The sequence below is a fragment of the Petrotoga sp. SL27 genome (genome assembly GCF_002924605.1).
Classification (GTDB): domain Bacteria; phylum Thermotogota; class Thermotogae; order Petrotogales; family Petrotogaceae; genus Petrotoga; species Petrotoga sibirica.
The window spans coordinates 1-11380 of record NZ_JAIP01000011.1 but is presented as its reverse complement, the minus strand read 5'-3'; the positions used below and the strand labels follow the sequence as shown (position 1 = coordinate 11380).

At 31.1% G+C, this 11380-nt stretch carries 12 protein-coding genes; all 12 read left to right on the top strand.

Features of this window, described 5'->3' with window-relative positions:
- A partial coding sequence (locus tag AD60_RS03585) for an ATP-binding cassette domain-containing protein (protein WP_199177837.1) occupies positions 1-792 on the top strand: 792 nt, incomplete at its 5' end.
- Positions 782-1570 carry an ABC-2 family transporter protein gene (locus tag AD60_RS03580; protein ID WP_158248363.1) on the top strand — a complete coding sequence of 263 codons (789 nt, stop codon included), beginning with the start codon at positions 782-784 and terminating at the stop codon, positions 1568-1570. The genes AD60_RS03585 and AD60_RS03580, both read left to right, overlap by 11 nt.
- A 107-nt stretch (positions 1571-1677) precedes the next feature.
- Positions 1678-2370: an ABC transporter permease gene (locus AD60_RS03575; protein WP_199177836.1), complete on the top strand. Its 693-nt coding sequence runs from the start codon at positions 1678-1680 to the stop codon at positions 2368-2370.
- Between the two features lie 278 nt (positions 2371-2648).
- Entirely contained in the window at positions 2649-3320 is a 672-nt protein-coding gene (locus tag AD60_RS03570; protein WP_103876059.1) for a transposase, read from the top strand.
- Positions 3304-3636, top strand: a complete 333-nt coding sequence (locus AD60_RS03565; protein ID WP_103876058.1) for a hypothetical protein — start codon at positions 3304-3306, stop codon at positions 3634-3636. Before AD60_RS03570 ends, AD60_RS03565 begins: the two co-directional genes overlap by 17 nt.
- Before the next feature lie 446 nt (positions 3637-4082).
- Positions 4083-5801: an ABC transporter ATP-binding protein gene (locus AD60_RS03560; RefSeq protein WP_103876057.1), complete on the top strand. Its 1719-nt coding sequence runs from the start codon at positions 4083-4085 to the stop codon at positions 5799-5801.
- Positions 5802-5876: 75 nt separating this feature from the next.
- Positions 5877-6791, top strand: a complete 915-nt coding sequence (locus AD60_RS03555; RefSeq protein WP_103876056.1) for an ABC transporter ATP-binding protein — start codon at positions 5877-5879, stop codon at positions 6789-6791.
- Positions 6788-7435, top strand: coding sequence for an ABC transporter permease (locus AD60_RS03550; protein WP_103876055.1), 648 nt, complete (start codon positions 6788-6790; stop codon positions 7433-7435). Before AD60_RS03555 ends, AD60_RS03550 begins: the two co-directional genes overlap by 4 nt.
- A gap of 177 nt (positions 7436-7612) precedes the next feature.
- Entirely contained in the window at positions 7613-8578 is a 966-nt protein-coding gene (locus tag AD60_RS03545; RefSeq protein ID WP_233186812.1) for an ABC transporter ATP-binding protein, read from the top strand.
- Positions 8575-9234, top strand: coding sequence for a hypothetical protein (locus AD60_RS03540; RefSeq protein ID WP_103876053.1), 660 nt, complete (start codon positions 8575-8577; stop codon positions 9232-9234). Before AD60_RS03545 ends, AD60_RS03540 begins: the two co-directional genes overlap by 4 nt.
- Complete coding sequence (locus tag AD60_RS03535) at positions 9231-9890, top strand: hypothetical protein (RefSeq protein WP_103876052.1); 660 nt, start codon at positions 9231-9233, stop codon at positions 9888-9890. The genes AD60_RS03540 and AD60_RS03535 overlap by 4 nt, the downstream gene beginning before the upstream one ends.
- A 158-nt stretch (positions 9891-10048) precedes the next feature.
- Complete coding sequence (locus AD60_RS03530; RefSeq protein ID WP_103876051.1) at positions 10049-11278, top strand: MFS transporter; 1230 nt, start codon at positions 10049-10051, stop codon at positions 11276-11278.
- The last annotated feature ends 102 nt before the right edge of the window (positions 11279-11380 follow it).

Sequence of the window (11380 nt, the reverse complement as noted above, 5' to 3'; positions counted from 1 at the left end):
ATTTTAGCCCCGACTTCTGGAGAAATTAGAGTTTTAGGGAATGACCCATTTAAAGATAGGCTTATCAATAATAGAAAAATTTCTACCGTTTTTGGTCAAAGATGTAAATTAAGATGGGATGTGTCTCCTATGGAATCTTATTATTTAATTAAAGATATGTATGATATAAATGATAAAGATTTTAAAAATCGAATTAGTTATTTTTCAGAAATTTTGGGATTATCGACTTTTATTAATAATCCAGTAAGAACTTTGAGTTTAGGTCAAAAAATGAAGGCAGAACTAGCAGGTGCTTTTTTATATGATCCTGAAATTATATTTTTAGACGAACCAACGATAGGATTAGATGTTTTGACAAAAGATTCTATATTAAATTTTTTGAATTCTATCAAAGGCACAACTACTATATTGTTGACTACACATGATTTTGATGATATTGAGAAGTTATGTGATAGAGTAATTATATTACATGAAGGTAGGATAATTCATGATAGCCCAGTAAACGATATTTCTAGTATCTATAACTTAGAAATGCTAGAAGTCATTTTTAAAGATTTACCAGAAAATATAGAGAGTAAATTTGATTTTAAAAATTATAAATTTGATATTAAAAAAAACATGGTAAAGATAGATGTGTCTTCGATAAATAATAAGTCGGAGTTGATAAAGAAGATTTATGAAACTTTTAATAAAGATATTGATTTTGTTCGAGTTTCAAAAATAAGTTTCAAAGATGCTTTAAAATATTTCTTGAATGAACAATTATCAGCAAAGGGAAAATATGTTTCGTAATTTTAAAATTAGAAAAAGATTGATTAAAATAGGATTTGTAGTTAATCAAATTTATAGTGAAGCGGTAATTGTAAAGATCATAAGTAATTTTTTATTTATAATAATGCAATATTATATTTGGAAGTCTATTTATGAAACTAATAATTTGGTTATATTTTCGTTTAAAGAGATGTTTGCTTATGTTGTAATAGCACAAATAATGTCGAATGTATACCCTATGCAAGTAAGTGGAAGAATTGGATCTATGGTTAAAAGTGGTGATATTGCATTAACTTTACTTTATCCTTATTCTTTTACTGAGCAACTATTATTTGAGAATGTAGGTGCAAGTATATTTAAGCTTTTGGTATTAAACATACCTTTATATGTTTTATATGTTCTATTTATAGGAAATAATTTAACAGCTATAAATATTGTAAAGTTTATTATAATGTTTTTATTTAGTTATCTCTTTTATTTCGTATTTGAACTAATTTTTGGGATATTGTCATTCTATACAACTAGTCAATGGGGTCTACAAAACTTAAAATATGCTATTATCATTTTACTATCTGGAAGGGTAATCCCCCTGGAGTTCTATCCTACGATATTATCAAAAATCTTAGAGAAACTACCTTTTCAATATATGTATAACATACCCATATTGACTATATTAGATAAAAATTTTGAGTTTCAAAGAACCATTTTAATGCAATGCATTAACTTAATAATAATTTTCTTAATATACAGAGTATGTTTTGATAGAGTTATAAAAAGACTAACAATTCAAGGTGGTTAAATACTATAAGAATACAAAAGTATATTAAAATTTATAAAACTACATTTAAATTAAATTTAAAATCATTGATGATATATGATGTAGATTTTATTATGGGCGTAATTGCTATGTTGATAAAAACAGTAATTAACTTTTCAATGCTATTAATTCTATTTACTATAATTACAAATATAGAAGGGTGGACATTTGAAGAAATGTTATTTATTTACGGTTTTAGTACAACGGCTTTTGCCATATGGCATTGCTTTTTTATTGAAACAATAACTATACCATACTATATCAAAACTGGTGAGTTTGATAGGTTTTTAATGAAACCATATAATCCACTTTTTTTAATCATGATAGAAGGGTTTGACGAGGATGGGTGGGGTGAATTGTTTTTTGGAATAATTATAAGCATAATTTCAATAATAAAATTGAAAGTATTTAACCCTCTATTACTATTTTTACCAATATTGTGGATTATAGCATCTTTAGTATATGCTGGTATATCCATTCTTTTATCTACAATATCTTTTTTTACTATAGATAATTTGGATATCACAGATGTAACTATGCAGCTTAATGATTTTTCTAAATATCCTCTAAGTATTTATAATATCTCATTGAAGTTTATATTTACTTTTATTATACCGATAGGATTTACTGCATATTATCCTAGTCTTGTTATTATTGAAGGGCCAACAAAAGATAATATTTTGTTGGTTATAGGAACAATTTTATTTGGTATAGGTTTTTTTATATTAAGTTGTTGTATATGGATGAGATGTTTAAAAAGATACACTAGTAGTGGTTATTAGATTGTAAGCGATTAAAATTAAAAATTTTAATCGCTTTTTTAGGTGCGCCAGCAGGCGCAATAGCTAAGCGGTGAAAGTCCGCTATGGGCCGATTGCGCTCTTCAGATATCGGATAAGTCCCATTTAATAAAAAATCTAACGGATTATTGCAAAGAGCACATCTATCAAAAGTTCAGTACCTCTTTGGTTGTTGGAGAAACAAAAGATCAGGACTTTGAACAGATGGTTGATGAAAACAAAAACGTGGTTCATTCTGAAAAAGAAAAGGCAAAACTTAAGTGCAATCAAAATTACTGAACATACATAGAAGTACTGTGGATAAATATTTAGATAATAATTTCTCTCCCACAAACATGAACAAAGGGAAAAGACTCCCAAGTATGCTGGACCCATATAAAAGGCAAATACAAGTATTAAAAAGAAACGGAAAATCAAACAAAGAGATATTTGAAACAATAAGGGGTGAAGGTTATACAGGTAGTTATTCAAACATTGGAATATATTTAGCAAAAAGAAATTTAAAAGTTGAAGATTCAAAAGAAATAAGGGTAAAAAGAAAAGATTTAATCAAACTACTGTACAAACCAGTTGAAGAAGTAGAAGCTCTTTCAAAAGAAGTGTACGAAAAGATTATTAAAAGATACCCCGTTATTGAAAGTATAATAAACCTCGTAAATGAATTCAAACATCTGTTAGAATCAAAGAACGTTGAAAAACTTGAAGAATGGATAGAAAAAGCTAGTAATCTAAAAATCAGAAAGATAGATAAATTTGTGAACGGTTTAAAAAGGGATATTCAAGCGGTTAGAAATGCTATCATATATGAATACAACAATGGACTGGCAGAGGGTTCTGTGAATAAACTGAAAGTTATTAAAAGGATAATGTATGGAAGAAACAAATTTGAGATGCTGAGACAGAAAGTTCTTTTACTTGAGAATAATGGATAATTCAACAGTCAGTGGAAAGAACCACTTTTCATTTAGTAAGTGCAATACTGTTAGGAGCAGGGATATTTTTATTTTTCTTCACAGTAGTAGCCGGAAAAAAGATAACAAAAGAGACTGTAGTATTAATGATTCCAGATTAAAGGGATTTGAGGATAGAGTTTATAATGGGTGGGAGCGAGGTGAAGGGCACCATAGATTAAGTTTTAGAGTTTGTAAGAGCAGTAAATACATATTTGTAAAGGGGTATGATGATTATGAAAAAGAAAATGCTTGCACACACAAAAAAAAGAGGGAAATAATATTTTCAAAAGATTAAAAGACAAACTTAATAATTATAAGAAGAAACTGTGGTATAACGCCATAACTCATAAAACGCCATATAGAAAAGGAAAAGCAAAAAATAAACGTAACGAGGAATAATATCAGTATATCTAACAAAATAATTGTTTAGATACCATATTAGATCATTAATAGTCATTAAAAGAGGGTAAAAGATCGGATATCGTATGTAGTAGTGTAAATACTGAAATAATTTCTGAAAAGACGCCCTAAATGGGCGTTTTTCAATTAAAAATTGTTGCTAATTTTGATGAACACTTCTCTTCTTTCCACTTCAAAAACATAAAAAGAAACAGCAGATGGTTCCTTTGTAATACTTTATCAATGCATATTTGAATTCAATTAAAAAACACTTGAAACCTATGAAGTTTTCTTCATTAACGAATTATATAACTCAGAATTTGTTACATTGGAGGACCTTCAATGAAATATAAACACGCCTTGTATTTTCTTTGGGAAGAGGTCTCTCGTTTTAAAAAAGAGTTATTCATAAATTTCATATTAATTTTATCTTTTATACCACTAGTAGCCGTGACTCCATTTTTAATTGAAAACTTGATGCAAGAAATTACAACAATAAACGATGGGCAAGGGATGAAAAGTGCCTTAATTACAGCTTTACTGATTCTTACTATTTATTCCTTCACACGTTTCATTTGGTTTTTAAGTGATTATCAAGGAGACATTTTGAAACTGTTAGTGAAAGGGAGCTTGCGTGAGAAATTATATCTAAAGGTTCTAAAATTACCTGCCTCGTACCATAAAAGGAAGCCATCAGGTGAATTGATGGCGCGATTCACCTCTGATATTGACATAGTTGGAGAAGAAGCACTTTTTTTCACATCTGTTTTTCAGGCAATAGCTGAATTTTCGGTAGGATGTTATGTCGCTTTTAAATTAAATACTTATTTAGCGATAATATTTGTTTGTTCCTTGCCCATATACTTATTATGCCAAAAGCAGTTCAAACCAAAGATGGAAAGTATGTCTTTGTTAGAACGAGAGGCAAACGATAACGTTGTGAAATCAATAGAAGAAGGGATAAATTCCTCAATTATCATAAGATTATTGGAAAAAACTACCTATTTTTACCATCTTTTTCAAAACAAGATCCGAAATTGGAATAACTCTATGAAAAACAAAAGCTTTTATGAAAAACTATATACTAGTATAACTATGTATATTGAAGAGGGTTTACCGATTATTATCTTATGTATAGGTGCAATTTTATCAATGAGGGATTTAGTAGATATTCCAACGCTGATCGCCTTTTTTACATTCGTTGGAAGGCTATATGTCCCAGTATGGAACTTAGCTTTTCTCTTCACTACCACACCTGCCGCTTTTCCATCAATAAATAGAATTGAAACTTTACTAAACCAAGAAGAGGAAAAAACACGTAAAGGAATGCCCTTTCCAAAAGAATTTACAATAGATTTTCACGATGTTTTCTTCTCATATGAAGGAAATAATTATATATTAAAAAATATAAATTTACAAATCAGTAAAGGTGAAAAGATAGCCATTGTTGGATCAACCGGAACGGGGAAAAGCACTTTACTTTTATTGTTAACCGAATTATATAAACCGCAAAGAGGAGAAATATTGCTAAATAAATTAAAACTTTCACAATATGATCTTGCAGATTTAAGAAGAAATATTAAATATGTAGAAGGTTCTCCTTTTACATTCAATGCAAGTATAGAAGAGAATATCTTATTAGGTGAAAAAGTTGAAAAAAGGATAATAAATGAGATTTTAGAAATCACACAACTAACAGAATTTTCAGAGTCTCTTAATAAAAATTGTTTGCTCTTATCCAGTGGGCAGAAGCAAAGAGTCAATTTAGCTCGAATATTATTACATCCCCCTAAGGTGCTGTTGCTGGATGAAGCTACTTCTGCAATGGATTCACGTACCGAAGAATTAATATTTGAAAGTCTAAAGGAAAAGGAAAAAGATATGACGATAATATTGGTTTCTCATCGCCTTTCAACAATAATAAAAGCAGATAAAATATATTTTATGGTAAACGGTACTATAGTGGATTCCGGTTCACACATAGAATTATACAAAAAGAATGAAAGTTACAGAGAGTTATTTAAGAAGCAGTATGTGAAAGATGCTCAGAATAACAGATAAAAACTTAAAAGACATTATAATGCATTTATAGAATTGTTCAAAAAGAAATAATATTTGGAAGGGGGGAATAGATTTATGGAAACAATAATATTAAAAGATATTCGAAAGGTTTATAAAAACGGGGTAGAAGCTTTGAAAGATATAAATATTTCAATAAATGCGGGAGAAATTGTAGGATTGATAGGGCCAAACGGTGCAGGAAAAACTACCCTGCTAAATATAATATTAGGACTTTTGAAACCAACTGAAGGGGTTTCAAAAATTTTAGGGGTAGATACTGATAAGATGACCAAGCGCGAAAGAAAAAAGATAGGTTTTATTTTGGACGGACCTGGTCTATATGATGATTTAACCGTTGATGAAAATATAAAGTTCTGGAGTGAATTATATGAGGTTTCCCAAATACGGGGAGAAGCATTACTAAACCAATGGGGACTTTATGAAAATAAGGGAAGTTTAGTTAAGGAACTTTCCGCAGGTATGAAACAAAAGTTAGCCATATCAAGAGCATTTTTGCATGATCCTTCAATTGTTTTAATGGATGAACCAACGTCCAATCTTGATCCTGTAGCCAGGAAAAACATGGTAGAATTTTTAAAAAGCTTACATGATAAAGAAAAAACACTTTTAATTACCTCTCATGATCTTTTCGATATAGAAAGAATATGTTCAAGGATAATACTTTTGAGAAGAGGGCAAATAGTTGTAACTGGAAATATGGAAGAATTGAAAGAGGCTTTGGGAGTTAGAATGGGTGTAACAATAAAGGTAAGTAGTAAAATTCCCAAGGATATAGTAAATGAGATTTCAAAGGATTCTGAAGTAAATGTAATAGGGGAAAAAGAATTGATACTCTCTGGAGATAAAATAAGTCCATCATCAGTAGTTCGATATCTCGTGAATAAAGGAATAGATGTCGAAAGGGTGGAAGAAGAGAAAGTAACGCTTGAGGATATATATACTTATATCGTGAAGGAGGACGAAGAATGATGAGAGCCCTAATTAAAAAAGAGTTACGAACGTTCATAAGGAAACAATTTCAATTTTTGTTGCTTTTGACGGCTATTACAATCTTTGTAATAGTGTTTAATTTGGATGGTTCAAATAAATTTAACCCTATTCTTATCTCATCTTTTACGGTTACTTTTTTCGTACCTTATACATTTGGTTGGATCAGCTTTCAAAAAGAGAAGGAAAATAAAAATATCTCATACCTTTTGGCATCACCTTTAAATATAAAAGAAATATTCTTGGGGAAAATGTTGGCAGTATTATTGTTCACACAGGTATTCATGTTATGGGGAATTATTGTGCAATATATAACAAACATTTTTTCTATGGGAGTAATTGCTAATTTTGAAATACTTTTAACGGTATTGATAACCTTTCCGATTTGGTCGGCGGTACTTAGTGGTTTAGTTGGAATAGGGCTTCTCGCGTTTGATAACCCATTCATAGTTAGAATCCTTCTTTTTTTATTCTTAATTTTTGTGGGAATGAATGGAAATCTGTGGAAAAAGTTAATTATTTTAGAAAATTGGCAAAATCTTATTTTGATATTTCTGGGATTAATGGCTATATTAGGAATCATCTACTTCGTAGATATCTTTGGTAAAAGATTGATGTTAGAATAAGAAAAAAATGGCGTGGCGAGCCCAAAAGAAGTTTGTAAAACACAGAAACGCAAAAATTATTTCAACAAGCAAAAAATTCAGAAGTATAAAAAAAGTAATTGGTTGGCAAGTTGACCGTTAAATCAGGGAGCAAGTTTTACAAGTATCGACCACTTTGTTAGGAGGAAGATGGATTTGATGGATATTATAGAAATAAAAAATCTCTGCAAAGAATACAGAGGAAAAGAAGAGCCTGCTTTGAAGAATATAAACATCTCAATTAAAGAAGGAGAAACTTTTGGATTGTTGGGACCTAATGGTGCGGGTAAAACAACCATGGTGAGACTAATTTTAAACATTTTAAAACCAACTAAAGGTACAATAAAGGTATTTGGTGTTGATGTTACATCAAAGGAATATGACAAAAAGAGAAAAAAGATAGGCTTCATGCTTGAGAGTTTGGGTGTATCTTACATCCTTACGGGATATGAAAATATGGAATTCTTTGACAGGATATATTATGAAGATTCTAGTCCCAGTGAAAGGAAAGAAAGGATTGAAAGTCTTCTTACTTTTGCAGGGTTGTGGAAAGTAAAGGATAAACCCGTTGCCACATATTCCCATGGTATGTCCAGAAGATTAACCCTTGCCAGGGCTCTTATCTGTGATCCCACTTTAATTTTTCTCGATGAACCTACGCTTGGATTGGATCCTGAAGCAAGAACGTTGATAAGAGAAATGCTTCTTGCTCTCAAAAAGGAAGGAAAGACAGTATTTCTGACATCACATGATCTTGAAGAAGTAGAAAAGATATGTTCGAATATAGCGATTATAAACCATGGCGAGATGGTAGCACAAGGTTCTTATGAAGAATTAAAAAGTCGCTTCAGTGCCAGAAGAACAGTGGTAAAAGTAAAAGAAATTGGGCCTTGGGTAGAAGAATTAAGTAAAGAAATGAAAATAGAAATCGATGGTAATACGATTTACATCGAAGGGAATGATTCTGGAAGAATATTTGAAGTACTGGCAAAAACAGGTGTAAAAGTTCAGGAGATGAAAACAGAAGAAGAAGGGTTGGAAGATCTATATTTAAAGCTATTAAAATCCGAACCAGAAGCTAGAAAAGGCCTTGTAACGAGAGCATTAAAAGGGGTGAAAAGATGAACGCAATCCTATGGAAAGATCTCACTGTTTTAAAAAAATCCAAGGGTTCCTTTCTTTTTTCAATAATACTTGGCTTATTTATAGCTATTTCATCCTTAATATCAATTGAAAAATTTCAGCAAAGTTATTCAAATCTAATACTATTGATTCCTTTAATCGTTGGGTTTAACTTAAATAACAAAATATTTTTTATGGAAATTTCAGATAGATCGTTAGAAAGTATCCTTGCCACGCATTATTCAGTCAGAAAAATACTTCTTATTAAGGCACGTTTAATAACGATTGTTTCCCTTTGTCTGGGGTGGATAATCCTTTTTATTTCAACATTCATTTCCTGGATAATGTATAATGAAATTGTAATTCCTTCAATAAATAATCTTCTGATCTTAGCAATAGCGGTTCCCTTTGTCTTTAGTATAGAGGGTTTGGTGGGGAGTTGTTACTGGTTCTTTGCAAACATCACGGTTACCACATTTATTAACTCAGGAGTCTTTATATTTGCGGTCCTCTTTTTGAATCTGAGTGCTTTTTTCTTAACTTACTCACTTAGGTTAATGGTTATAATAACACTGATCGTTTCAGCGATTTTGATCATTATCTTCTTAGGAATCATTAGAAAAATAAATAAAGAAAAGGTGGCTATAACAAAACTATGAAAATAAAAATAGATGCCATATTGTGGAAAAATCTCATCTTTTTAAAAAAGGGAATAAAAACTTTGATTGTAAGCCTGGCTATGATGATAGGTATGGCATGTTTTATTGGAATCGTTAATCCTTATCTATCTTTAGAAGTTCTATTACCCTTTGTATCTTTACTATTCACTACCATGATTTTTGGGATATGTGAAAATACGAGGGAAATGATGAGTGGTTTTCTCGAAGCAATCGCATCGACTCATCTCTCGCTGAAAAAAGTTTTCTTTAAGGATATTTTGTTTTCAGCTATTATTGGAATGATTTTATCAATTTTTACGTTCTTAGTATCAATAATAATCTTAAAGACATTCGGTTATGAAGCTGGATTTTCGAATTTGGGCTCAGTTTTGATCCTTTCTTTATTTGCATCTACTGGGGCTTGGGGGATACAAAGAGAAGGCGAGATTTCGTTGCTTTCTTCAAATACCTTTTTCAATAAGCTTTTAGGTTTTGTAACATTACCTTTTTATCTTTTTTCTTTTCTTATATTTTTTATAGATTGGGCGTATACGGTTCTTTGGATTATGTCAATTATCGGCGTAGTTATTTTTTGGATTCTATCCTTCTTTGGGAGAGAGAACAAAGAAGCTGTCATTAATTTATGGGGAGCGTAGAGAAAGTCTCCCGTGAAGAACAGTTCAACGACATACTTTGTAAAGAGGTTTAAGGATAGAGGTCATAAGGGGTGGGAAGTGAGGGAAAAGAGACCCCATATATTAGATTTTAGAGTTTTTAAAGGCAATAATCTTATGAAAACTGGAGGGTCTGACCTATGGGGCGTTTTGGTAAATCAATGAAATCTGGTTCTACAATAATGAAATATTATTTTATTATTATGCTTTATGAGGGTATTGATAAATTATTTGGGACTGTCTATGTTGCTCATATGGGTATAAGGGGATTAACTTCATTTCAAATCGGACAGGTATTAGCGATTTCTTCAATAGCATTAAGTATATTTGACTTTCCAACTGGAAACATTGCTGATAAATACGGTCGGAAAAGATCGTTAGTGTTAGGATTTTTTATATGGTCCATCGGTTTACTGGTATTTTTCCAAGCAAGTAATCTATTCACTTTTATCTTGAGTATTTTATTGTGGGCAATCGGCGTATCGTTGATTAGTGGTACTCCAGGAGCTTGGTTTGTAGATGAAATTACTAAAGAAGGTCGATCGCATTTAAAAGCGAAAGTGTTTCCTAATGCAAATGCAATTTCACTAATATTCGGTGCCATTGTGGCTTTACTGTCCTCTGTTCTTGCAATTGGTCGTCCAGATTTTCCCTTATTGGTTGCTGGTATAATGGCCCTTGGGACATCCATCATTCTTATTTTCATTTTAAATGAAAATTACGGAGATAGGGCAATTTCATTTAGGAAAGCCCTTGTTCGAAACACAATTGATATTTTTAAAAGTACCACGATGAGATTAATTTTGATTTACTCTATGACAGGAAGAATTGCTTTCCAGACCTTTGTAATGATATGGCAATTATATATGGTCAAAGAGCTTAAATTGCCTACTGCATACTTAGGTTTTACAATGGCCATTTTTCTTGTAGTTTTAGCCATGGGAAATAGTTTAGCAGGCATACTTCTAAAGCGTTTTGAAGGTGTGAAAGTATCAATAATGGGGCAAGGTTTAATTGCAATTGGTTCTATTACAATCGCTTCTCACACTTCAATTGTTGCTTTCTACATAGGAGCCTGTTTAATCGAATTGGGATTGGGCATAGATATGAGCGCTAGTTCAGTATGGGTTCATGATCTCATTCCAAGTGAGAGGAGAGCATCTTATATTTCAGCTATTTCTGCTGCTGGATCCTTGTTTGGTTTCACTATCCCTTTGGTAAGTGGTTATATCGCAGATCAAATAGGTTTTCGCTACAATTGGTTGTTAGCCTTTATAGGAAGCATTATTACTATTACTCTATTAATCAAAATTGGTACTGCAATAAGAGCTGTGAGAGAAGTGATTGAGAATGTTGAGGAATCAAATTAGTGAAATTAATGCTTGTTTTCATTGTGTTTTAATGCTATTTAATAAAGTAGTAATGAACCTAGAAGAAAATAATCCAGATGCAGTTTTAGATTAAGAAAAAGT

Bases quoted from the DNA above. Each gene is read 5' to 3' on its own strand.
- AD60_RS03535 (WP_103876052.1), top strand. From the start codon at position 9,231: ATGAAAATAAAAATAGATGCCATATTGTGGAAAAATCTCATCTTTTTA.
- AD60_RS03550 (WP_103876055.1), top strand. From the start codon at position 6,788: ATGATGAGAGCCCTAATTAAAAAAGAGTTACGAACGTTCATAAGGAAA.
- AD60_RS03575 (WP_199177836.1), top strand. From the start codon at position 1,678: ATGTTGATAAAAACAGTAATTAACTTTTCAATGCTATTAATTCTATTT.
- AD60_RS03530 (WP_103876051.1), top strand. From the start codon at position 10,049: ATGGGGCGTTTTGGTAAATCAATGAAATCTGGTTCTACAATAATGAAA.
- AD60_RS03580 (WP_158248363.1), top strand. From the start codon at position 782: ATGTTTCGTAATTTTAAAATTAGAAAAAGATTGATTAAAATAGGATTT.
- AD60_RS03545 (WP_233186812.1), top strand. From the start codon at position 7,613: ATGGATATTATAGAAATAAAAAATCTCTGCAAAGAATACAGAGGAAAA.
- AD60_RS03560 (WP_103876057.1), top strand. From the start codon at position 4,083: ATGAAATATAAACACGCCTTGTATTTTCTTTGGGAAGAGGTCTCTCGT.
- AD60_RS03540 (WP_103876053.1), top strand. From the start codon at position 8,575: ATGAACGCAATCCTATGGAAAGATCTCACTGTTTTAAAAAAATCCAAG.
- AD60_RS03555 (WP_103876056.1), top strand. From the start codon at position 5,877: ATGGAAACAATAATATTAAAAGATATTCGAAAGGTTTATAAAAACGGG.